Source organism: Streptomyces sp. NPDC002784, from assembly GCF_053592135.1.
In genome coordinates this window covers 26,463-49,002 of record NZ_JBSFVD010000017.1, presented here as the reverse complement: position 1 = coordinate 49,002, position 22,540 = coordinate 26,463, and the positions used below count along the sequence as shown (strand labels likewise).

Genomic DNA, 22,540 nt, shown 5'->3' with positions numbered 1-22,540 from the left:
GCCCCACCACACCTCATGGAGAGACCATGCGCGAGCGCCCTCGACCCGGCCGGCGTCACCTCCTGGCCGCCGCCACCGCCCTCGTCCTCACCCTCACCGCCGCTCCGGCGGCCGCCCAGACGACCACGCACCCCGGCACCGGACCGGCGGCGGGCTCCCTGGTCCTGATCGGCGGCGCCCTGAAGGAGAGCAACACCCAGGTGTACGGCGAGATCATCGAACGGGCCGGCGGCTCCCGCGCCCGTATCGGCGTCCTCACCGCCGCCTCCGTGCCCGAGAGCCAGGACCCGCACGCGAACGACCCCGAGCGGTGCAGCAACTCGGCCTGCAACGGCGCCTATTACGCCGGGCTGTTCGAGAAGCACGGCGCGGCCGACGCCGAGTGGATCCCGGTCGACCTCGACCACATCGCCAACGCCGACTCCGACGCGGTGGTCGACCGGATCAACTCCATGACCGGGTTCTTCTTCGGCGGCGGCGACCAGTACCGGTACGTCACCACCCTCCTGCACGGCGACCGGCACACCGACTCCAAGGTGCTCGCCGCCATCCGCGCCAAGCTGGCCGACGGCGCGGTCGTCGCCGGGACCTCCGCGGGCGCCCAGATCGCGGCCGGAGCGGACATGGTCACCGGCGGCGAGTCCTACCAGGGCCTGCGGGACGGCAGCGCGCCCGGCTACTTCGACGACCCCACCCGGCTCGGCCACCTCCCGGCGGGCGGGTTCGGCTTCCTGCGCTCCGGCCTCGTCGACACGCACACCGGCGCCTACGGCAGGGAGGGCCGGGCCCTGCGCCTGGCCGCGGACACCGGCCACGACCGCGTCTACGCCCTCCAGGAGAACAGCGCCCTCGTCGTCGACCGCCCCGGAACACACGCCGAGACCATGACCGTCCTCGGCACCAACGGCGTCGGCATCCTCGACCTGCGCGACGCCCGCGCCCGCACCTCCCGGGCCGGCTGGACCCTGACCGGAGCCCGGTACACCCACCTCACCGACGGCGACCACTACGACGCCCGCCGCTGGGCCGCCCGCCCCGGTCCCGGCAAGCGCCCGCTGACCCCGAGCGGCACGTCCCCCGTGCCCGCCAACGACGACGTCTTCCACTCGGTCGACAACCCGGCCGGAGTCCCGTACTCCTTCCTGAGCACCGCCGCGGCCCTCGCCGCCACCCGCACCCAGCGCACCGCCACCGCCACCACCTACGAGAGCGCTCCCCGCTTCGCCGTCACCTTCACCAAGCGGCCGGGCTTCACCGCCTGGACGAGCGACGGCACCACCGCGCGGTCACTCGTGGGACTGCGCATCGACATCGCCCCCCGGTGACCGCGCGTCCCACCCCGTCGCCGGCTCGGTCCGGCCGGTACCTCCGGCCGGACCGAGCCGCCCGTGCGGGCACTAGGCTCGGCACCGGCGTACCGCAAGATCCGAAAGGAGCCCTCATGGCCTCCGGCACCCTCGCCGACGACATCCGCCTCAAGCTGGGCACCCTCAGCCCCGCCGAGCGGAAGGTCGCGCGGGTGCTCCTGGCCGCCTACCCGGCGGCGGGCTTCGAGACCGTCGCCACGATCGCCGAACGCGCCGCCGTCAGCGCCCCCACGGTCCTGCGCTTCGTCGCCCGCCTCGGCTACAGCGGGTTCCCCGAGTTCCAGGCCGCCCTGCGCGCCGAGCTCGACCAGCGCAACGCCTCGCCCCTGTCGCTGTACGAGGAGACGGAGGACGTCCCCGGCGACGACACGGCCGCGGGCCTCATGGCCCGCAGCAGCAGGCTGTTCACCACCGCCGTGGCCCAGACCCTCGCCGAGACCCCACCGCACGACCTGGAACGGGCCATCACCCTGCTCTCCGACCGCAAGCGCCGGATCACGCTGGTCGGCGGCCGGTTCACCCACCTGCTCGCCCAGTACCTCGGCCTGCACCTGATGCAACTGCGCGACGACGTCCACATCCTGCCGGAACGGGACGTCGAACGGGCCGCCGCCCTGGCCCGGCTCGGCCGCCGCGACGTCCTCGTCGTCTTCGACTACCGCCGCTACGAGAGCGACAAGACCGCGCTCGCCCAGCTCGTGCAGGACCAGGGCGGCAAGGTCGTCGTCTTCACCGACACCTGGCTGTCGCCCACCAGCGCGCACGCCGAGGTGGTGCTGCCCAGCCAGGTGACCACCCCGTCCCCGTACGACAGCCTGGTGCCCACCCTCGCCGTCATCGAGACCGTCGTCGCGGGCCTCATCACGGAGCTGGGTGACGACGCGCACCAGCACATGCGGCACACCGAGGACGTCGCCCGCCGTACCGGGTTGGTGTGACCGGTCGCCGAGGCGTCAGCGCCTGGCCTCGTGGTCGACGCCGGGCAGCGTCTGCGCGGCCTGCCCCCAGACCTGCTCGTGCCAGGTCTGCTCCGGTGGGGTGACGGTGTCCCGGCTGCCGGCCAGGAACTGTGGCGGCAGCGTCAGTTGTGCGGCGGCCGCGACGGCGGACGGGTTGGTCTCGGCGGCGGCCAGCAGGGACACCGAGGAGACGGCCGGGTTGCGCTGCGCGGCGAGGACCGCGGCGCCCGCCCCCATGGAGTGCCCGGAGAGCGCCAAGTGCCGTACAGCCACGGCGTTCTCGAAGCGCGATCCGGCGGTGCCGTTCTGGGCCACGAGCCAGGTCAGCGCGCGTTGAGGTCGTCCGCGAAGCCGGAATGGCTGGGGAACAGGCCGCCCTGGGACTTCCGCGCGACACTGATCAGCCCCCAGGAGGCGTAGTGCCGCACCAGGGACTCCTACTTCGACACGGTCACCAGGGTCGCCGCGATCAGGCCGGTGACGGTGACGAGGACCCGTAAGAGCGTACGACGCATGGCGGACCCTTCCTCGACAACGTTCTGACGCCGCGTCAAGTGGCTGGAGATGGGGGCGGGGCGCCGCAGTGCCCCGCCCCCGGATGCGCCGCCGCTCTCTTGTCGGTGCGCTTGAGCACCGTAGCGTAATCGATTCCGCAGAGCGAGATCGCTGCGCGGGTTCTGTGCCGCGCTCCGTGAATGTGCAGGTCACGGGGCTCTTAGAGGCTCCGCGTAAGGTTTCGAACTGATTACGAAGTGCACCTGAGCGTCATAAGTTCGCCTGAGCCTGTTGACTTTCGTTGATTTCAGATGTCTCTTGTGCCCACCGCTTCATCGGAGCGGATCCCGGTGCAAGGAGCAACCATGGCGATGCGTGATCGCACATCACTGGTCGGACGCTGCGTGATCGGCGGAACGGTTCTGGCCCTCACGGCACTGACCGCCTGCGGTGGAGGTGACGGGGGCGACAAGGCCGGCAGCGGAGGTGAGGCGTCCTGCAAGCCGGCCTCGGGCAAGGTCACGCTGGACTACTGGTCCTGGGTCCCGGGCATGCAGAAGGCCGTCGACGTCTGGAACACCAAGAACCCCGACATCCAGGTCAAGCTGAAGACGACCCCCGCCGGCAACGCCGGCACCTACCAGAACCTGTCCAACGCCCTGAAGGCCGACAAGGCGCCGGACCTCGGTCAGGTCGAGTACGACTCCCTGGCGAGCTTCCGGCTCAAGGAGGGGCTGACGGACATCTCGTCCTGCCCCGGCGTCAAGGAGGCGGGCGACACCTTCGTCGACTGGACCTGGTCGCAGGTGGAGTTCGGTGCCGACGGCGAGGACGGCGTCTGGGCGGTGCCGCAGGACACGGGCCCCATGGCCCTGTTCTACCGCAAGGACATCTACGACCAGCTCGGTCTCAAGGCCCCCGCCACGTGGGACGAGTACGCGGAGCAGGCCCGCACGCTGAAGGAGGAGGGCAAGTACATCACCCACTTCTCCCAGACCGACCCCAACTGGTTCACCGGCCTGCTGTGGCAGAACCAGGCCACCATGTTCGAGCGTGACGGCGACAGCTGGAAGGTCACCGTCGACCGGCCCGAGAGCCGCCAGGTCGCCGACTACTGGCAGAAGCTGATCGACGACAAGCTCGTCGCCACCGACCTCCAGGGCTTCTCCCCGGCGCTGTACAAGGCATGGAACACCGGCGAGGTGGTCACCTGGGTCAGCGCCGCCTGGGGTTACAGCACCATCCGCGACAACGCCAAGTCCACCGACGGCAAGTGGGCGGTCGCCCCCATGCCGCAGTGGGAGGAGGGCCAGCAGCAGGCCGGCAACTGGGGCGGCTCCACCACGACGGTGATGGCCGGGACCGAACACCCCGCCGAGGCCGCCAAGTTCGCCCTGTGGCTGAACAGCGACCCCGAGGCGCTGGAGATCCTCAACCGCGAGGGCGGGCTCTACCCGGCGGCGAAGGCCGGTCTCGACCTTCCGGCGCTCAAGCAGCCGGTGGACTTCTACGGCAAGCAGAAGATCTTCGACGTCTTCGCCGAGGCCTCCGCGAACGTGGACACCGACTTCACCTGGGGTCCGACCATGACGGACACCTACCGCTTCCTCAGCGACGGCACGGCCAAGGCCATCGCCGGCAAGAGCACCCTCGGTGACGTGCTCAAGGACACCGGCGCGCAGAGCGCCGAGTCCCTGCGCAAGCAGTCGCTCGACGTGGCTGAGTGATCGGTCCCTCCCCGGCCTCCCCGCCGCCCTCGGGCGGCGGGGAACAGCACCTCAAAGGCTGCCCGTGACATCCACCAACGCCCCGGCCCCGGCGCGCCGTCGATCGCGCCGGACCCTCACCCCCTACGCCTTCCTGGCACCCTTCCTCATCCCCTTCGTCCTGTTCACCCTCGTGCCGGTCGGGTACGCCTTCTGGCAGAGCCTGCACAAGACCGAACGCACCGGCGGCACCTTCGGCCGCACCGAGACGGTCTTCGCCGGGTTCGAGCAGTACGGACGGGTCCTGCAGGAGGACTACTTCACCGAGAGCCTGCTGCGCGTCCTCGGCTTCGCCCTCGTGCAGATCCCCGTGATGCTGCTGCTGGCCCTGGTCCTCGCGCTGCTGCTGGACTCCGCGGTCGCGCGCGCCAAGCGGTTCTTCCGGCTCGTCTACTTCGTGCCGTACGGCATCCCCGGCGTCGTCGCCGCCCTGATGTGGGCGTTCCTGTACGACCCGCGGCTGTCGCCCGTGGTGGACCTGCTGCGGTCGGCCGGCCTGCACGTCGACCTGCTCGGCCCGGACGCGATCCTGTGGTCCATCGCCAACGTCGTCACCTGGACGTACACCGGCTACAACATGCTGATCATCTACGCCGCCCTGCAGGCCGTGCCGGCCGACATCGGCGAGGCGGCACGGGTGGACGGGGCGAGCGGCTGGACCATCGCCCTGCGCATCAAGATCCCGATCATCCGTCCGGCCCTCATCCTCACCGGGGTCTTCTCCATCATCGGCACCTTCCAGCTGTTCACCGAGCCGCAGGTCTTCCGGTCCATCTCCACCAGCGTGACGAGCACGTACACCCCGAACCTCGCCGCGTACTCGCTCGCCTCCGGCGACAACTACAGCGAGGCCGCCGCCCTGTCGGTCGTCCTCGCGCTCGTCACCTTCGTCCTGTCGTTCGCGTTCCTGCGCTTCACCTCCAGGAGGCAGGGATGAGCTTCCTCACCCGCACCGAGGGCGCCCACGCCCCCTCCGCCGGCGCACGCCGCGGACCGCGCACCGGCCTGTCCACCGCCGCCGCCGTGACCTTCATGATCGCGGTCGCCTGCTACATGCTGCTGCCGGTCTACTGGCTGCTCGTGTCCTCGACCAAGAGCCAGAGCGACCTGGTCAGCACGCCCGGATTCCGCACCGCCGAATGGCACTTCGGCGACAACCTGTCCTCGCTCTTCGCCCAGCAGGACGGCGTCTACGCCCGCTGGCTGCTCAACAGCCTGCTGTACGCGGGCGCGGGAGCCGCCGTCGCCACCCTGCTGGCCGCGGCGGCCGGCTACGCGCTCGTCAAGTACGCCTTCCGCGGCCGTGAGGCGGTCTTCTCCGTCGTCCTCGGCGGCGTCCTCGTCCCGGCCACCGCGCTCGCCCTGCCGCTGTTCCTGATGTTCGCCGAACTCGACGCCACCAACACCTTCTGGTCGGTGTTCCTGCCCAGCATCGTCAGCCCGTTCGGCGTGTACCTCTCCCGCATCTTCGCCGCCGCGTCCGTCCCGGACGAGGTGATGGAGGCCGCCCGCATGGACGGAGCGAGCGAGTTCCGCATCTTCCGCACCATCGCACTGCGCCTGATGGCACCCGCCCTGGTGACCATCTTCCTGTTCCAGTTCGTCGTCATCTGGAACAACTTCCTGCTGCCCCTGATCATGCTGCAGGACGAGCGTCTCTACCCCGTCACCCTGGGCCTGTTCACCTGGCAGTCGCAGACCAGCCGGCTGCCCGAACTGCAGACCCTCACCATCGTCGGCGCCCTGGTCTCGGTCGTGCCGATCGTGCTCACCTTCCTCCTCCTGCAGCGCTACTGGCGCGCCGGACTCGCCGCTGGAGCCGTGAAATCGTGAACCACCCCCTCGCCGAAGTGACCCGCCGACTCGGCGGGATCGCCTACGGCGGCGACTACAACCCGGAGCAGTGGCCGCGCGAGGTCTGGCGCGAGGATGCCCGCCTGATGCGCGAAGCGGGCGTCAACCTGGTCACCGTCGGTGTCTTCTCCTGGTCCCGCATCCAGCCACGGCCCGGCACGTACGACTGGAGCCTGCACGACGAGGTCCTGGACCTGCTGCACGCCCACGGCATCGCCGTCGACCTGGCCACGCCGACCGCCGCACCGCCCCCCTGGTTCACCCGCCGGCACCCCGAGGCCCGGCCGGTCACCGCCTCCGGCACGCGGCTCGCGCACGGCAGCAGGCAGGTCTTCTGCCCCAGCAGCCCCGCCTACGCCGAAGCGGCCGACGCCCTCGTCACCGAGCTGGCGGCCCGCTACGGCAGCCATCCCGCCCTCGCCCTGTGGCACGTCCACAACGAGTGGGGCAACCACAACGCCCTGTGCTACTGCGACACCAGCGCGGCCGCGTTCCGGATCTGGCTGGAGGAGCGGTACAAGACCCTCGACGCGCTCAACGACGTATGGGGCACCGACTTCTGGAGCCAGCGCTACGGCGACTGGGAGGAGATCGACCCGCCCCGAGACACCACCGCCTTCCGCAACCCCGGCCAGGAACTCGACTACCGCCGCTTCTCCTCCGACGCGCTGCTCACCCGGCACCTCGCCGAGACGGCCCTGCTGCGCCGTACCACTCCGCGGGTGCCGATCACCACCAACGTGATGGGCACCCTGGAGAAGAAGGTCGACGGCTACGCCTTCGCCGCCGAGTGCGACCTGGTCTCCGTCGACCACTACCTCCCCGCCGCCGACCGCGACGGCCACATCGACCTGGCGCTCAACGCCGACCTCGCCCGCGGCATGGCCGCCGGCCGGCCCTGGCTGCTCATGGAGCACTCGACGTCCGCGGTCAACTGGCAGCCCGTCAACGTGGCCAAGCGGCCCGGGGAGACCCGGCGCAACAGCCTCACCCACCTGGCCCGCGGCGCCGACGGGCTGATGTTCTTCCAGTGGCGGCAGTCCCGCGCCGGCGCCGAGAAGTGGCACTCCGCGATGCTCCCGCACGCGGGCACCGACGGCCGGGTCTGGAAGGAGGTCAGTGCGCTCGGCGCGGAGCTGGCCTCCCTGGCCGAGGTCACCGGCAGCCGGGTGCGGGGCGAGGTGGCCGTGCTCTTCGACTGGCACAACTGGTGGGCCCTGGAACTGCAGGCCCGGCCCTCCGGCCAGTTCCGCTACCTGGACGTGGTCCGCGACTGGTACGAGGCGCTGTGGACCATGAACATCACCTGCGACCTCGTGCCCCCGGGCGCCGACCTGACCCCGTACCGGGCCGTCGTCGCCCCCAATCTGTACCTGCTCTCCGACGACGCCACCGACAACCTCACCCAGTACGTGCGGCAGGGCGGCCATCTCGCGGTCGGCTGCTTCAGCGGGGTCGTCGACGACTCCGACCGGGTGCGGCCGGGCGGACATCCGGGAGCCCTGCGGGAGGTGCTCGGACTCGTCGTGGACGAATTCCTGCCCCTGCGGACGGGCGAACGGGCCCGGCTCGACGACGGAACGGACGTCGCGCAGTGGGTGGAGCGCGTCGAACCGCGGGGCTGCACCACGGTGTTGCGGTACGAGGACTCGGCCGACGGCGGCCCGGCCCGCGGCGGCCCGGCCGTCACCCGGCACGGCTTCGGCCGGGGCGCCGCCTGGTACGCGGCCGGCCGGCTGCCCGTACCCGCCCTGCGCGACGTGATCCACGCGATGGGCGAGCAGGCCCGCCTCACCCCCGTCGTCGAGGCACCGCCCGGACTGGAGGCGGTGCGGCGCGTGGGGGATCGGTACTCCTATCTGTTCCTGATCAATCACACGGAACAGACCGTCACCGTGCCCGTCACCGGAGTGGGCCTCGGCGACGCCGACGTCACCGACGGCCGGGCCGTGGTACCGCCCGGGGGAGTGGCCGTCGTACGCGAGGATCAGTCGTCCACCCCGGACTGACCTGCTGTCGGATCCGCGAGAAGCTGCGAGGAAGGGTCACGTGACCACCATGCCCACCCGCCCGGTCCCGTCGTCCACCGGTGCGTTCCGCCCCGTGGAGCTGGACGAGGACAGCGGCACCGTGCTGCTGCGCACCGCTCAGGGTGCCTACGTCTTCCGGGTGGACCGGGACGCGGGCATCGTGCGGCACCTCCACTGGGGTGCCGCGCTGCCGCTCGCCGACGCGGTCGCGCTGCCGCCCTGGAGCGAGCACGACAACAGCTTCGCCGGCCGCTGGGACGGAACCGAGGAGTACCCGGTCGACGGCGGAGCCCGCTTCGGCGTCCCCGCCTTCGAGGTGCGCTTCGCCGACGGCAGCAGTCCCGTCGAGGCGACCGTGCAGGACGTCGTCCTGGTCCAGGAAGACCATGTGGTCGTCCAGCTGCGGGACCGCACCCGGCCGCTGGCCTGGCAGCTGCACTACCGCGTCCCGCCGGACGGTGACGTGGTGGAGCGGTGGGTGGAGTTCGCGCACACCGGCACGCCGCGGGACGGGGACGTGCTGCTGGTCCGGTACGCCTCCGCGCACTGGCCGCTCCCGCAGCGGCCGGACTGGCGGCTCAGCTCCGTGCACGGGGGCTGGTCCGCCGAGGGCCGCCTCCAGCGGTCGGGGCTGCCGGTCGGCGAGACGGCGCTGGGCAGCAGGCGCGGCCACACCGGACACCACGCCAACCCCTGGGCCGCACTCGATGCCGGGGACGCGGGCGAGGAACAGGGGGAGGTCTGGGTCGTCGCGCTCGCGGCGAGCGGGAGCTGGCGGATCACCGCGCAGCGCACGGCCGCCGGCCGGACCGGCGTACTGGCGAACGAGGGCCACGAGAGTGCCGAGCTGCGCCTGCGGCCCGGTGGACGGCACCGCACCGCGACCAGTCTCGCCCTGCACACCACCGGCGGCTTCGGGGGCGCGAGCCGGGCCTTCCACCGCCACCTGCGCGCGCACGTCCTGCCCCACCCGGAGGAGGTGCGGCCGGTGCTGTACAACTCCTGGGAGGCCACGGGGTTCGACGTGAGCGAGGACGACCAGATCGCGCTCGCCCGCCGCGCCGCCGCCATCGGCGCCGAGCTGTTCGTGCTCGACGACGGCTGGTTCCTCGGCCGTGACGACGACCGGGCGGGACTCGGCGACTGGACGCCCCATCCGGAGAAGTTCCCCCGGGGCCTGCGTCCGCTCGCCGACGAGGTGCACCGCCTGGGCATGGCGTTCGGGCTGTGGGTGGAGCCCGAAATGGTCAACGCCGACAGCGACTTGTACCGTGCCCACCCGGAATGGGTCCTGCACCTCCACGACCGCACCGCCACCGAGCTGCGGCACCAGCTGGTGCTGGACTTCTCCCGGCCGGAGGTCACCGAGTGGACCCTCGGCCGGCTGCGCCAGGTGGTGACCGACAACGCGGTCGACTTCCTCAAGTGGGACTTCAACCGCTCGTTCACCGAAGCGGGCCACGCCGCGGGCGGCCCCGACGCCCGCCGCGTGCACGTCGAGCACGCCCGGGGGCTGTACCGGGTGCTGGACCAGCTGCGGGCGGAGTTCCCGGGACTGCGGATCGAGGCCTGCGCGGGCGGTGGCGGACGCGTCGACCCGGGCATCCTGGCCCGCACCGACCAGGTGTGGACCTCCGACAACACCGATGCCGTGGACCGCCTGCGCATCCAGCACGGCTTCAGCCAGCTGTACCCGGCGCACGTGATGTCCGCCTGGGTCACGGACAGCCCCAACCCGCTGACCGGCAGGGCAGTGCCGCTGCGGTTCCGCTTCCACAGCGCCATGGCCGGGGTGCTCGGCATCGGCGGGGACCTGACGCGCTGGACGGACGCCGAACTCGCCGAGGCCGCCGACCTGGTCGAGGTCTACAAGGACATCCGTCCCGTGGTGCAGCGAGGCGAGCAGTTCCGTCTCCTGGCGCCCGGCCAGGGGCCGTTGACGGCCGTGCAGTATCTCGACGGTGACCGCGCGGCCGTCCTGGTCTGGCGGCCCAGCACCGCGTTCGGTCCGCCGGAGGCGCCGCTGCGGCTGCGCGGGCTGGAGAACGCCGCCCGCTACCGCGACGAGGACACCGGACGCGCATGGTCGGGGGCCACGCTGATGGGCTTCGGCCTGACGCTGCCCGACCTGCCGGCGGGCGACTGCGCGAGCGCGCTGATCCGGCTGCGGCGCGTGGCGGGCTGACGCAGGCGGGGCCGGAATCGTCCGCCGGACCGCCCCGCGGAGAGCGCTCTCTCGACGGAACCGCACGTGAAGTAGGGTGGCCGTCGAAGGGAGCGTGAGTGGTGCGAGAACGGGTCACGATGGCCGATGTCGCCCGTGCGGCAGGAGTGTCGTCGGCCACGGTCTCCTATGTGCTCTCCGGCAAGCGGCCGGTGGCGCCCGAGACCCGGGCCGCGGTGGAAGCGGCGATCGAGGAGCTGTCGTTCACCGTCGACGTCACCGCGCGCAGTCTGCGGACCGGCCGGTCGAGCCTGGTGGCACTGATCGTGCCGGACATCGCCAACCCCTTCTTCGCGCAGCTCGCGGCCACCTTGCAGGAAGAGCTGCGCGGCCTGGGACTGCACGTCGTCGTCTGCAACACCCGCGCCCGCCAGGACGAGGAACGCGCCCTGCTGGCCGAGGCGCTCCAGCAGCGCTTCGCCGGTGTCATCATCACCCCGTTCCGGCTCAACCCGGACGACTTCAAGCCGCTCGTCGACGCCGGTATGCCCGTCGTCGTGAGCGCTGACGTCTCCTTCGGCCCGATCGACCTCGTCACGCCCGACGCGCGCGCGGCGACCCGGCGTGCGCTGGAACGGGTGGCCGCGGCGCAGCGACGCCGCATCGCCATGATCGCCGGTCCCCGCGACGCCACCGGCGGGGATCCCCGGCTGCAGCACCTGCGCGCCGTGGCCCTGCAGTTCGGCATGTCGCTGCCCCACGACCTGGTGGTCAGGGGCGAGCACACCCGGGAAGCCGGGGCGGCCGGCTTCGGCGAGCTCATGAACCGCCGCTACCGCCCCGACGCGGTCTTCTGCGGCAACGACGTCATCGCCGTCGGCGCCCTGGACAAGGCCCACGAACTCGGCATCGACATCCCCGGAGACGTCGCCCTGATCGGCCACGACGACGCCTCCTTCGCGTCCCTGGTCCGCCCCCAGCTGACCACCATCCGCTACCCGGCGGCCGAGGTCGGCCGGGCGGCGGCGCGGCTCCTCACCGAGCGCCTCGACGGCCGCAAGGTGCACAAGACGGTGCACGTCAAGGCCGAGTTCGTGGCCCGCGCGTCGGTGTGAGACCCCGGCCGCGGCCCCCGTCAGGAGGCCGCGCGTCCTGGCGGGACGGTACGCCGGGCGTCGTTCACTTGCTGCGGGACGTTCCAGGGATTGGCGCGCTGGAGCGGGGCCGGCAGCAGCTGCTCCGGCATGTTCTGATAGGCGATCGGGCGCATCCAGCGCGTGATGGCCCTGCTGCCGACGCTGGTGTGCAGGGGGGAGGTCGTCGCCGGCCACGGGCCGCCGTGGTGCATGGCGGGCGTCACGGCGACGCCGGTGGGCCAGCCGTTCCAGATCAGGCGTCCGGTGTGCAGGGCGGCTGCCAGGAGACGGGCCAGGGGCTCGTCCTCGTGTTCCTGGCCGTGGACGGTCGCGGTGAGGCTGCCCGGCAGGGTGTGCAGGGTGGCCAGCAGGTCTTCCGTCGTGGTGTACGTGATGATCAGCGAGGCCGGGCCGAAGCACTCCTGGAGGAGTTCGGGGTGCGCCCGTACGGACTCGGCCGTGGTGGCGAGGAGGGCGGGGACGGACGCCCTCGCGTCGTCCGGGGTTGGCGCACGGTGTACGGAACGTACGGCCGGGTGCGTGGCCACTTCTTCGAGGGTCGCGCGGTAGGCGGTGCTGATCCAGGAGCCCAGTAGGGGGGCCGGGGGGACAGCCGCGACGGCCCGGCGGAGATGGTCCTCCAAGGCGTGCTCGGCCGGCAGGAAGAGCAGGCCCGGCTTGGTGCAGAACTGTCCCTGGCCCAGGGAGACCGAGGCGATGTACTCGCGGACGATGTCCGCGCCGCGTGCCGCGCAGGCCGCCGGGGTGACCACCACCGGGTTCACAGAGCCGAGTTCGCCGTAGAAGGGGATCGGGTCGGGACGGCTGCCGGCCAGGTCGAACAGGGTGCGGCCACCGGAGGTGGAGCCGGTGAAGCCGACCGCGCGGATGGCGGGATGGGTGACCAGGCTCCGGCCCTCCTCGCGGCCGTGGACGACGGACAGGACGCCGGCCGGGAGGGCTTCGGCGGCCAGTTCACCGGTCAGGTCGGAGAGCCGGGGGTGTCCCTCGTGCGCCTTGACCACCACGGGGCAGCCCGCGGCGAGCGCGCTTGCGGTGTCACCGCCCAGCACGGAGAAGGCGAACGGGAAGTTGGAGGCCGAGAACACCGCGACCGGCCCCAGCGGCACCAGCATGCGGCGGATGTCGGGCCGGGGTGCGGGCTGCGCCGAGGGGTCGGGGGGGTCGATCATGACGTCCAGGAAAGCGCCCGCCTCGACCACGTCGGCGAACATCTCCAACTGCGCCTGTGTACGCCGTATTTCGCCGCGCAGGCGGTCCACCCCGAGCCGGGTCTCGTCCTCGGCGACGGCCGCGAGGTGGGCGGCGTTCTCGCCCAGTGTGTGGGACAGGCCGCGCAGGAGCGCGGCTCGCTCGGGCAGGGGGAGGCCGGCGAGGGCCGGGGCGGCCGCCTGGGCCTGGGCCGCGGCGCGGGCGGTGGCCGTGGCGGCGTCCTGTGACGGCGCCGTGGTGCGGGAAGACATGTGCTGCCTCTCGGTGGGTCGACTGAGGTGGGGGCCCGTCACCGGGGCCCGTTGTCCGCTGCTTCGGCGAGCAGTTCGGCGATGTGCACGGCCTTCACCCGGGAGCGGGCGCGGCGCAGACCGGTGCGCAGTTGGCGCAGGCAGCCGGGGTTGACCGCGGCGACGTAGTCGACGCCGGCGGCCTCGATCTCCCGGACCTTCGCGTCGAGGATGCGGCGGGATTCGCGGGGCCTGAGCAGGGAGTACGTGCCCGCCGCCCCGCAGCAGGTGGCGGCGGAGGGCAGCTCGACGTAGTCGGCGACCTGGCCGATCAGGTCGCGGGGCTGCTGCCACACACCGAGGCCGTTGCGCAGGTGGCAGGAGTCCTGGAGGGCGACGCGCGCCCGCCGTCCGTCCACGCGCAGTTCGCCCGACGCGCCGCGATCGGCCAGGTACGCGGAGAGTTCGCGCACTCGCTCCGGGCCGAGCACCGAGGACAGGTGGGCGGCGCAGCCTCCGGACGTGGTCACGATGGTGCCGGGCAGATCGTCCCCGAGGCGGTGCGCGAGGCGTTCGCCGGCTGCCGTGTCTCCGTTGTGGGCGTGCAGGGCGCCGCAGCAGCCCTGGCCGGCGGGGACTGCGGCGCCGGGCACCAAGGCCCGGGCCGCACGGCTGACCTTCGGGAACAGGACCCGTTCGAAGCAGCCGAGCATGAGGGACACCGGGGCTGCGGAGGCCTTCGACGACCGGTGCCTGCCGCGGGCTGCTCTGCGCACCAGGCCCAGGGGGCGGAAGACGGGACGCATCCGGGCCGCCAGCATCAGGGCCCGCGCCGGCAGCGGCTGTCTGCGGCCCTTCCACTGGTGGTCGCGCCACTGTTCGAGGAGCTGCCCGTACTCGACCCCCGCCGGGCACACCGGTTCGCAGGCGCGGCAGCCCAGGCACTGCGAGGACTGCTCCTGCAGTGTGGGGTCGTAAGGGTCGAGGTTGCCGTTCTGGAGGGCGCGCATGAGGTTGATCCGGCCCCTCGGCGAGGACGCCTCGTCCCCGGTCGCGGCGTACGTCGGGCAGGCGGGCAGGCAGAAGCCGCAGGAGATGCAGCGCGACAGCAGGTCGGGGTCGAAGACGGAGTCGGTCATGAACCCAGCTTTCCGGGATTGAGGATGCCGGCCGGATCGAAGGCGTCCTTGACGCGGCGCAGCAACGCGACCTGTGCGGAGCCGAGTTGCGCGGTGAGGTAGGGGAACTTGGCGGCTCCGACGCCGTGTTCGCCGGTGATGGTGCCGCCGAGTTCGATGGCGGTGGCGAAGATGTCGCCGAAGGCGCGTTCCGCCCGGGCGATGGCCTCGGTGTCGTCGGGGGAGCCGATGACGCAGGTGGGGTGGAGGTTGCCGTCGCCGGCGTGCCCGAAGGTCGCGAGGGTGACGTCGTGCCGCTCGGCGATCCGGTCGATGCGCTCCACCATCTCGGCGATGCGCGGGCGCGGGACCGTCGCGTCCTCCAGGATGGTCAGCGCGCCGAGCCGGGACAGGGCGGGCAGGGCGCAGCGGCGTGCGGCGAGCAGGGCCGCGGCCTCGGCGACCTGGGCGGCGGTGGTGACCTCCAGTGCGCCGTGCGCGGCGCAGGCCTCGCTCATCCGGGTCAGGGCGCGGGTCACGGCGTCGGGTTCGCCGTCGTCGCCGAAGAGGAGCAGCGCGCCGGCGTCGGTGCGCAGGCCGAGTCCGGCGAAGTCCTCCACCGCCTGGACGCAGGACCGGTCGAGGAATTCGAGGGTGGCCGGCAGTACGCCGTTGGAGATGATCGCGGTGACGGCGCTGCCCGCGGCGGCGAGGTCGGGGAAGTAGGCGACTCCGGTGCCGGACGTCCGGGGTGCGGGGCGCAATGCGAGGGTGGCCTCGGTGATCACGGCGAGGGTGCCTTCGGAGCCCGTGAGCAGGCGGGTGAGGTCGTATCCGGCGACGTCCTTGTGCAGGCGCCCGCCGGTGCGGATCACCTCTCCGGTGGGCAGGACGGCCTCCAGGCCGAGGACGTAGTCGCGGGTGACGCCGTACTTGAGGCCGCGCAGACCGCCCGCGTTGGTGGCGATGGTGCCGCCGATGGTGGCGACGGTGCGGCTGCCCGGGTCGGGTGCCCACAGCAGGCCCCGCCCGGCGGCCGTGTCGGCGAGTGCCGCGCTGGTGACGCCCGGCTGGACGCGGGCGAGCAGTTCGGCCGGGGCGATCTCCAGGATGCGGTCGAGGCGGGTGAGGGCCAGGACAATGCCGCCGCGCAGGGCGACGGTGGCGGCGCACAGGTTGGATCCGGCGCCGCGCGGCACGACCGGAACGCCGTGCCGGGTGGCGAGTTCCAGAATGGCCGACACCTCTTGGGTGTCGGCGGGGAAGACCACGGCGTCGGGCCGTGCGGTGAACAGCGGGGTGGCGTCCCGGCTGAAGGGAACGAGGTCGCCGTCCGCCTCGCGGTAGTGCGCGTCGCCGACGATCGACTTCAGCGCGGCTCGGACAGGGGCTTGCACGGTTGCCTCCTGGGCCGGTCCCCGCCCCGGCGGGGGCGGGGACCGGCCGGGCGCTAGAACTTGATGACGGAACGGTCGGCGATGAGCACGGGCGAGTCGTACACCGGTATGTCCTTGAAGGTGTACGTGCTGCCCTGCACCGACCAGTTGGCGGCCGGGATGTCGTGGACGGCGCCGGTGCGGACGTCGACGTAGACAGGATCGGCGAAGTCCCCGCCGGTGAAGGTGAGGTCGGTGGCGGTGCGGGCGGTGCTCTCGCTGGGCTTGGCCGTGCCGGACCAGACGCCGACGATCTGCCGGCCGGTGTCGCGCTTGGCGAACGCCTGCACGGTGAGCGGGGTGTCGGGGGCCGCGCTCCAGCGGTAGCCGGGCAGCGGCCTGGTGCCGGCGAGGACCGACGCCACAGTCTGCACGGCGTAGTACGAGGGCTTGGCGTAGCGGATGCTCTTGTCGGTGTTGGTCTGCAGCAGCCCCTTGCTGTTGATCTTCGAGGGGTAGTGCAGGTCGGAGATACTGAAGACGCTGGTGCTGATGTCGCGTCCGAGGTCGTTGAGCACGCGGCGCAGGACCCACTTGGTCTGGCTGAGTTCCGTCCAGTCGAGGTCACCCAGGGCGCCGAAGCTGCCAGGCCTGCTGGGCGCGCCGTTCTCGCCCTGGCGCAGGACGGTCCCGGGCGCGTACTGGGCGATCAGGTCCCGGATCTTCTGCACCTGCCCGTAGGTCCACGCGTCGTCGGGGTTGGGGTTGTACGGGTGGTAGCTGATGCCGTCCAGGAGGTCGGCCCTGCCCCGTTCGGCGAGCCGGACGAGGAAGTCCCGGGTGTAGGGCACGTCGATGCCGGCCTCGGACAGCCCGTAGATCACCGCGTCGGGCTGTTCGGCGCGAATGAGCCGGGCGGTGCGGATGAAGAAGTCGGTGTAGTCGCCGACGGGGATGCCCGCCAGGTTGGGTTCGTTCCAGATCTCCCACTCGGTGACCCAATTCTCGTACCGCTTGACCATGGCGGTCACCCAGGCGTCCCACGCGGCCAGGGCCTCCGGGGAAGTGGGCAGATGGCCGCCGAGGCCGGAGCCGCCGCCGCCGGTGTAGGCGCCGTTGCCGTAGGACAGCTGCATCCAGGGTTTGACGCCCCGGCCGAGGGCGTCGTCGACGATCCGGTCGAGCCAGGTCCAGTCGTAGACGCCCTTGGTCTTCTCCGTCTTCGCCCAGCCGCCCTGGAGCCGGGTGCTGGTCGCGCCGAGCTTGCCCAGGTAGGGCGCGAAGGCCTGGTAGTCGGTGTAGTCGCGGTCGAGGGTCTCGGCGCCGACGATGAGCGGGGAGGTGCCGACCTCCCAGGCGGTGCGCGGGGCGACGGACCCGAGGCGGGGCCAGCCCTGCGGGGCGCTCTCGGTGGTGGTGCGGACGTCGTCCAGCCAGGCGGTGCCCGTGCCGGCCGTGGAGGTACCGGCCGCAATGCTGCCCAGGGCCCTGGTGCCGGTCCGGAACGCCAGGCCCTTGGCCTTGCGCGAGCCGTCCACCCACACGTCGGCGGTGCCCGAGGACGGGTGGGCGACCACGCGGATGTCGTACCAGCGGTTGGCCGTGTACGCGCCGAGGTCCACGCGCTCGGCCGCGCTGTAGGTGTAAAGGCGGCCGTCGGTGCCCATGGCGACGGTGACGCTGTGTCCGCCGCTGCTGTCCAGGTGCACGCCGATCGTCGCGGAGGTCTGCGCGGCGCGCAGCCGGAAGCCCGCGACGACGGTCGAGGTGGTGGTGCCGAAGGTCGTGCTCGCGGTGACCGGGGCGCCGGTGGAGGTGTCCCGCAGCCGCAGGCTCCGGTCCACGGTGCCGGGCACGTCCTGCACGGCGGCGTCACCGGCCGCGCCGGTGACCTGCCAGCCGGCAGGGGTGCTGCCGGGTGCGGTGGCGTCGAAGTCGCCGGTGATGTCGGCCGCGGTGGCCGGACCGGCGGTGGCGACGGAGATCAGGCCGCCGACGAGCGCGCCGGCCATCAGGACGGCGAAGGGGCGTCTGACGGTGGGGGAGGGGGTGACCATGTGTTCCTGCCTTCTTCCTCGGAGGCTGGTTCCGGCCGGACGGCCGGCCCGCGGCGGTCCCGCCCGCCGCGGGAGTGTGATGGGTCAGTCCTGGGCGGACGGGGCGAGGAGGGACTCCTCGTAGGCGCGCAGGGTCTCGGCGTCCGCGGGATAGGTGCCGCGCAGGGGTGCGCCGGCGGCGACCCGCTCGGTGATGAACGCCTCCAGCCGCTCCTGTTCCCGCGCCTGACGGGCGATCACCGCGACGAGGTGGCGGGGAATGCAGACCACGCCGTCGGCGTCGCCGACCAGGACATCACCCGGGTAGACCGCGACACCGGCACAGCCGACGGGGACCTGGAGGTCGACGGCGTGGTGCAGGGCCAGGTTGGTCATCGCCGCGGCACCGGTGGCGTACACGGGCAGCGGGAGGCGCCCGATCTCCTCGATGTCGCGCAGCGTGCCGTCGGTGACCAGTCCGGCGGCGCCCCGGACGGACAGCCGGGTGAGCAGGATGTTGCCCGCCGACGCGGCGCGGCCCTCGCCCCGGCAGTCCACGACGAGGATCTGGCCGGGCCCGACCTGTTCGATGGCGGCGCGCTGGGGGTGGTCGTAGTCGTCGTACACGTCGAGGGTGTCGATGTCCTCGCGCGCCGGGATGTACCGGAGGGTGAACGCCTCGCCGACCATGCGCGGCGCGTCGGCGGTCACGCGGGTGAGGCCGGCGAGGAAGGTGTTGCGCAGGCCGTGCTTGAACAGCTGGGTGGTGATGGTGGCGGTGCTGGCCTCGCGGAGAGCGGCCAGGTCGTCGGGGTTGAGCGGCGCCTGGGGCGTCTCGGTCATGTTGCGGGTCCTTAGGGCTGGTCGGCGGTGGTGTGCGCCGGGGTGGTGGCGGGGGAGTCGAGGCTGGGGTCGGTGCCGGGCGGCCTGATCTGGGCCGTCAGCCCGCCGTCGACGGTGAGCACCTGGCCGGTGATGAACGAGGCGTCGGCGGAGGCCAGGAAGGCGACGGCCGCGGCGACGTCGGAACCGTCGCCCATGCGGCCCAGGGGCACCGGCTGGACGCGGGCGCGCTTCTGCGCGGCGTCCAGCAGTTCGTAGCGGTCGTTGATGACGGGGCCCGGCGCGACGGCGTTGACGCGGATGCCCATGGGGGCCAGTTCCAGGGCCGTGGCCCTGGTGGTGGCTTCGACGGCGCCCTTGGAGGCGTCGTAGGCGACGGCCGAGCGGTGGGCGCGGGTCGCGCCGACGGAGGAGATGTTGACGATCGCCGCGCCGGCCGGCATCACCCGGGCCGCGGCGACGGTGCACAGGAACGTGCCGCGGGCGTTGACCGCGAAGCTGCGGTCCCAGTCCGCCGGATCCAGGTCGAGCAGGCGACCGCGCCCCAGCATCGCCGCGGCGGCGTTGTTGACCAGGATGTCCAGGCCGCCCAGCACTTCCACCGCGCGGGCGACGCAGGTGTCGACCTGCGCCGGGTCGGAGACGTCCGCCGGGCAGGCGACGGCGCGTGCCCCGCTCTCGCGCAGTGCTGCCGCCGCCGCTTCGGCCTCCCGTTCGTCGGGGCCGTTGACGGCGATGGCGGCACCCTCGGCGGCCAGCCGTACGGCGATGGCGAGGCCGATGTTGCGGGCCCCGCCCGTGACCAGGGCGACCCGGCCGGCGAACCGTCCGCCCCCAGTGGGCCCTTCGGCGGCGGGGCCGGTCATCGCGGGACCTCCTGCCGGTCGACGACGGCGGCGGCGCTGGTGGCGGCCCAGGTGAGCGGGCCCGCCGACGCCTTCACCAGCTCCGGGTCGAGGCGCATGCCCAGGCCGGGGCCCGACGGCACGTGCAGCCGGCCGTCGACGTAGCGCACCGGGTCGCAGACCACGTCGCGGGTGTAGAGCAGCGGGCCGACGGGGTCGCTGGGCACGGTGACCGGCGCCATCGCCATGGCGACATGGGCCGCGGCGGCCGTCCCGATGGACAGCTCCTGCGTGGTGCCGACCAGGCACGACTTCCCGGCGGCCTCGGCGATGGCGAAGATGCGCCGGGCCGGGGTGATGCCGCCGATGGCGATGACACTGACGTTGAACACGTCGACCGCGTCGGCGGCGACCAGGTCCAGCGCCCACCGGAAGCCGTACACGTGCTCGCTGATCGGTACGGGCAGCCGGTTGCGGGCGTACACCAGCCCGCGCACGTCGTGGTTGGGTGCCGGTGCCTCCACGAGGTCGAAGCCCACGTCGGCGACCTTCTCGGCGAAGTTGCAGGCCGCCTTGGCGTCCAGCAGGTTGGAGAAGTCCAGCGACTTGATGGCGATCCGGTCGCCGAACCGTTCGCGGGCGGTGCGCAGGAACCGCTCGTCCAGGTCCAGCCGGCGCCCCACGTACACCCGGAAGAACTCGAAGCCCTCCGCGACGCGCCGCTCGACCATGGCGAGGTTGCGCTCGACGTCCTCCTCGTGCTGCTGCCGGAAGATCGGGTACGCGATGGGCACGGACTCGCGGACCGCACCGCCCAGCAGGTCGCACACCCGGACCCCGAGCTGCTTGGCCGCCAGGTCCCAGAAGGCGATGTCGACGCCGCACTTGATGGCCCGGCTCTTGTCGTAGATGTACCCGGCCTGCGGGAAGTTGGCCTCCAGCCGCCGTTCGACCTCGGTCAGCTGGAGGGCGTCCAGGCCCACCAGGATCTCGTTGAGGGTGGCCTCCAGTTCCGGCACGTCGAAGTGGAAGCGCGGCAGGTGCTGGAGGTCGGACATCTCCCCGACGCCGACGAGGGAGTCGTCGTCGGTGTGGAGTTCGACCAGGATGTGGCCGCAGGTGATGCTGTTGTGCCGGGGGGTGTTGATCGAGGTCAGGCTGACCCTGGTCACCTTCGCCACAGGGGGCTCCGTTCCTTGTTCTGCGAGATGTTCTGCGAGAGCGATGCGGTGGGCTGCCGGGCGCCCGCGCACGCCGGGGGGCCATTGCGGCCGGGCGCGCTGGAGAGCAGTGCGCGGGTGTACTCGTGGGCGGGGGCGGCGTAGATGTCCTCCGCCGTGCCCTCCTCGACGATCCGGCCGTGCCGCATCACCGCGATGCGGTGGGCGACCGAGCGGACCACGGCCAGGTCGTGGGTGATGAAGAGGTAGGCCATGCCGTGCTCCGCCTGGAGGTCGGCGAGCAGGTTGAGCACCTGCGCCTGGATCGACACGTCCAGGGCGCTGACCGCCTCGTCGCACACGATCAGCCGCGGGCGCAGGGCCAGGGCCCGCGCGATGGCGATGCGTTGACGCTGGCCGCCGGAGAAGGCGGAGGGGAAGCGGTCCAGGGCGAAGGAGTCCAGGCCGACGTCCCGCAGGAGCCCGGTGAGGACGGCCGCGTCGGCGTCGAGGCCGTGCACCCGCAGGGGCTCGTGCAGGATCTGCCGCACGGTCAGCCGGGGGTCCAGGCTCGCGTAGGGGTTCTGGAAGACGACCTGCACCTCCCGCTGGAGCCGCCGCAGCCCGGCCGGGTCGGGGCGCGTGACGTCGATGCCGTCGTAGCGGACGGTGCCGCCGGACGGGCGCTCCAGGCGCAGGAGCAGTTTCGTGAGGCTGGTCTTGCCGGAGCCGGACTCCCCGACCAGGGCCAGGGTCCGGCCCGCCTCGACCCGCAGGCTGACCTCTTGGACGGCGTGGACGTGGCCGGTGACCCGGCGCAGGGCCCCGCCGCGGACCGGATAGCGCAGGTCGACCGCGTCGAACTCCACCAGCGGCTCGGCGGCGGTGGCCGGGGCCACGGGCTCGGGGTCGCTCGCGGTCGCGGCCGGTGCGGTGGGCAGTTCCACCGGAGCGTCCGCGAACAGGCAGGCCGCGGCGTGGTCTCGGGGGAAGACGGTCAGCGGCGGCGCGGTCTTCGTGCAGTCGTCCACGGCGACGGGGCACCGGGGAGCGAAGGAGCACCCCGAGGGCCGGTCCCGCAGCCGGGGCGGCTGCCCCTCGATGGACACCAGCCGGGTACGGGCGGCGGCGTCGAGCCGGGGCGTGGCCGCGAGGAGGGCCTGGGTGTACGGCATCCTCGGCTGCTTCAGGACGTGTGCGGCCCGGCCGCTCTCCACGACCCGTCCCGCGTACATCACCGCCACCCGGTCGGCCTGTTCGGCGACCACACCGAGGTCGTGGGTGATCAGGATCAGCCCCATGCCGAGGTCGACGCACAGGGAGCGGAGCATCGCCATGATCTCCGCCTGTACGGCGACGTCCAGGGCGGTGGTCGGCTCGTCGGCGATCAGCAGCCGGGGGCGGGCCGCGATGGCCAGGGCGATGGCGGCGCGCTGCCGCATCCCCCCGGACAGCTCGTGCGGGTACTGCCGCAGCCGGCTCTCCGGCTCCGGCATCCGGGCCAGCTCCAGGGCCTCCACGGCCCGCCGGCGGGCCTGTTCGCGGGTGAGCCGCTCGTGGGCCCGTACCGCGTCCACGATCTGAGTGCCGATGGTGAGCAGCGGGTTGAGCGCGGAGCCGGGGTCCTGGAAGACCATGGCCACGCGCCGGCCCCGTACGGCCCGCCACTCGTTGCCGTCGAGGGCGCGCAGGTCGGTGCCGTCCAGCCGGATCGAGCCGGTGATGCTGCACACGGGCTCGGGAGGGTTCAGTCCGAGCAGGCTCAGGGCGGTGACGGTCTTCCCGGAGCCGGACTCACCGACGACGGCGAGGGTTTCGCCCGCTTCCAGGTGCAGATCGACGCTGTCCACGGCACGCACCGGCGGACTGGGCGGGGTGCCGTTGAAGGTGACGCTCAGGTCTTGGATCTCGAGGAGGGACATGTGCGT

17 protein-coding genes are annotated in these 22,540 nt (G+C 72.5%); 8 read left to right on the top strand and 9 right to left on the bottom strand.

Translation table 11 applies throughout. From position 1 onward, the window contains the following. The first annotated feature begins 26 nt into the window (after positions 1-26). Together ACWD1Z_RS25935 and ACWD1Z_RS25930 are read left to right on the top strand one after the other, a co-directional pair. The gene (locus tag ACWD1Z_RS25935) at positions 27-1,325 is read left to right on the top strand and encodes a cyanophycinase (protein WP_451121979.1); all 1,299 of its coding nucleotides are present in this window, start codon (positions 27-29) and stop codon (positions 1,323-1,325) included. 116 nt (positions 1,326-1,441) lie between these two features. After that, entirely contained in the window at positions 1,442-2,305 is an 864-nt protein-coding gene (locus ACWD1Z_RS25930) for a MurR/RpiR family transcriptional regulator (protein ID WP_451121978.1), read from the top strand. Positions 2,306-2,320: 15 nt separating this feature from the next. Here ACWD1Z_RS25930 and ACWD1Z_RS25925 read toward each other — a convergent pair whose 3' ends face one another. Next, entirely contained in the window at positions 2,321-2,641 is a 321-nt protein-coding gene (locus ACWD1Z_RS25925) for a hypothetical protein (protein WP_451121977.1), read from the bottom strand. Positions 2,642-3,186: 545 nt separating this feature from the next. Between ACWD1Z_RS25925 and ACWD1Z_RS25920 the strand changes: the two genes are divergently transcribed. From ACWD1Z_RS25920 to ACWD1Z_RS25895, 6 genes are all read left to right on the top strand, one after another. Further along, positions 3,187-4,548 (top strand): ABC transporter substrate-binding protein, encoded by a 1,362-nt coding sequence (locus ACWD1Z_RS25920; RefSeq protein WP_451121976.1) that lies wholly within the window; start codon positions 3,187-3,189, stop codon positions 4,546-4,548. 64 nt (positions 4,549-4,612) lie between these two features. After that, entirely contained in the window at positions 4,613-5,524 is a 912-nt protein-coding gene (locus tag ACWD1Z_RS25915; protein WP_451121975.1) for a carbohydrate ABC transporter permease, read from the top strand. Continuing rightward, complete coding sequence (locus ACWD1Z_RS25910) at positions 5,521-6,420, top strand: carbohydrate ABC transporter permease (RefSeq protein ID WP_451121974.1); 900 nt, start codon at positions 5,521-5,523, stop codon at positions 6,418-6,420. Before ACWD1Z_RS25915 ends, ACWD1Z_RS25910 begins: the two co-directional genes overlap by 4 nt. After that, the gene (locus ACWD1Z_RS25905) at positions 6,417-8,450 is read left to right on the top strand and encodes a beta-galactosidase (protein ID WP_451121973.1); all 2,034 of its coding nucleotides are present in this window, start codon (positions 6,417-6,419) and stop codon (positions 8,448-8,450) included. The genes ACWD1Z_RS25910 and ACWD1Z_RS25905 overlap by 4 nt, the downstream gene beginning before the upstream one ends. Positions 8,451-8,499: 49 nt before the next feature. Then, a complete protein-coding gene (locus ACWD1Z_RS25900) occupies positions 8,500-10,656 on the top strand; it encodes an alpha-galactosidase (protein ID WP_451122080.1) in 2,157 nt (718 codons plus the stop codon). A 101-nt stretch (positions 10,657-10,757) separates the two neighbouring features. Next, entirely contained in the window at positions 10,758-11,750 is a 993-nt protein-coding gene (locus ACWD1Z_RS25895; protein ID WP_451121972.1) for a LacI family DNA-binding transcriptional regulator, read from the top strand. Between the two features lie 20 nt (positions 11,751-11,770). Here the strand turns inward: ACWD1Z_RS25895 and ACWD1Z_RS25890 are convergent, their stop codons facing one another. The 8 genes from ACWD1Z_RS25890 to ACWD1Z_RS25855 all read right to left on the bottom strand — a co-directional run bounded on the left by ACWD1Z_RS25890 (position 11,771) and on the right by ACWD1Z_RS25855 (position 22,534). Beyond that, positions 11,771-13,255 carry an aldehyde dehydrogenase (NADP(+)) gene (locus tag ACWD1Z_RS25890; RefSeq protein ID WP_451121971.1) on the bottom strand — a complete coding sequence of 495 codons (1,485 nt, stop codon included), beginning with the start codon at positions 13,253-13,255 and terminating at the stop codon, positions 11,771-11,773. Between the two features lie 38 nt (positions 13,256-13,293). Then, a complete protein-coding gene (locus tag ACWD1Z_RS25885) occupies positions 13,294-14,373 on the bottom strand; it encodes a (Fe-S)-binding protein (protein ID WP_451121970.1) in 1,080 nt (359 codons plus the stop codon). Then, a complete protein-coding gene (locus ACWD1Z_RS25880; protein ID WP_451121969.1) occupies positions 14,370-15,749 on the bottom strand; it encodes an FAD-binding oxidoreductase in 1,380 nt (459 codons plus the stop codon). Before ACWD1Z_RS25880 ends, ACWD1Z_RS25885 begins: the two co-directional genes overlap by 4 nt. A 53-nt stretch (positions 15,750-15,802) precedes the next feature. Continuing rightward, a complete protein-coding gene (locus ACWD1Z_RS25875) occupies positions 15,803-17,785 on the bottom strand; it encodes a GH39 family glycosyl hydrolase (RefSeq protein WP_451121968.1) in 1,983 nt (660 codons plus the stop codon). Between the two features lie 84 nt (positions 17,786-17,869). Continuing rightward, positions 17,870-18,607 carry a ribonuclease activity regulator RraA gene (locus ACWD1Z_RS25870; protein ID WP_451121967.1) on the bottom strand — a complete coding sequence of 246 codons (738 nt, stop codon included), beginning with the start codon at positions 18,605-18,607 and terminating at the stop codon, positions 17,870-17,872. 11 nt (positions 18,608-18,618) lie between these two features. Next, positions 18,619-19,473 (bottom strand): SDR family NAD(P)-dependent oxidoreductase, encoded by an 855-nt coding sequence (locus tag ACWD1Z_RS25865; RefSeq protein WP_451121966.1) that lies wholly within the window; start codon positions 19,471-19,473, stop codon positions 18,619-18,621. Next, positions 19,470-20,633, bottom strand: coding sequence for a mandelate racemase/muconate lactonizing enzyme family protein (locus ACWD1Z_RS25860; protein ID WP_451121965.1), 1,164 nt, complete (start codon positions 20,631-20,633; stop codon positions 19,470-19,472). Before ACWD1Z_RS25860 ends, ACWD1Z_RS25865 begins: the two co-directional genes overlap by 4 nt. Then, entirely contained in the window at positions 20,621-22,534 is a 1,914-nt protein-coding gene (locus ACWD1Z_RS25855) for a dipeptide ABC transporter ATP-binding protein (RefSeq protein WP_451121964.1), read from the bottom strand. The genes ACWD1Z_RS25860 and ACWD1Z_RS25855 overlap by 13 nt, the downstream gene beginning before the upstream one ends. Between the last annotated feature and the right edge of the window lie 6 nt (positions 22,535-22,540).

Excerpts from the sequence above, each read along its gene's own strand:
- ACWD1Z_RS25935 (WP_451121979.1), top strand. The coding sequence starts at position 27 with ATGCGCGAGCGCCCTCGACCCGGCCGGCGTCACCTCCTGGCCGCCGCC.
- ACWD1Z_RS25930 (WP_451121978.1), top strand. The coding sequence starts at position 1,442 with ATGGCCTCCGGCACCCTCGCCGACGACATCCGCCTCAAGCTGGGCACC.
- ACWD1Z_RS25920 (WP_451121976.1), top strand. The coding sequence starts at position 3,187 with ATGGCGATGCGTGATCGCACATCACTGGTCGGACGCTGCGTGATCGGC.
- ACWD1Z_RS25910 (WP_451121974.1), top strand. The coding sequence starts at position 5,521 with ATGAGCTTCCTCACCCGCACCGAGGGCGCCCACGCCCCCTCCGCCGGC.
- ACWD1Z_RS25900 (WP_451122080.1), top strand. The coding sequence starts at position 8,500 with ATGCCCACCCGCCCGGTCCCGTCGTCCACCGGTGCGTTCCGCCCCGTG.
- ACWD1Z_RS25890 (WP_451121971.1), bottom strand. The coding sequence starts at position 13,255 with ATGTCTTCCCGCACCACGGCGCCGTCACAGGACGCCGCCACGGCCACC.
- ACWD1Z_RS25885 (WP_451121970.1), bottom strand. The coding sequence starts at position 14,373 with ATGACCGACTCCGTCTTCGACCCCGACCTGCTGTCGCGCTGCATCTCC.
- ACWD1Z_RS25875 (WP_451121968.1), bottom strand. The coding sequence starts at position 17,785 with ATGGTCACCCCCTCCCCCACCGTCAGACGCCCCTTCGCCGTCCTGATG.
- ACWD1Z_RS25870 (WP_451121967.1), bottom strand. The coding sequence starts at position 18,607 with ATGACCGAGACGCCCCAGGCGCCGCTCAACCCCGACGACCTGGCCGCT.
- ACWD1Z_RS25865 (WP_451121966.1), bottom strand. The coding sequence starts at position 19,473 with ATGACCGGCCCCGCCGCCGAAGGGCCCACTGGGGGCGGACGGTTCGCC.
- ACWD1Z_RS25855 (WP_451121964.1), bottom strand. The coding sequence starts at position 22,534 with ATGTCCCTCCTCGAGATCCAAGACCTGAGCGTCACCTTCAACGGCACC.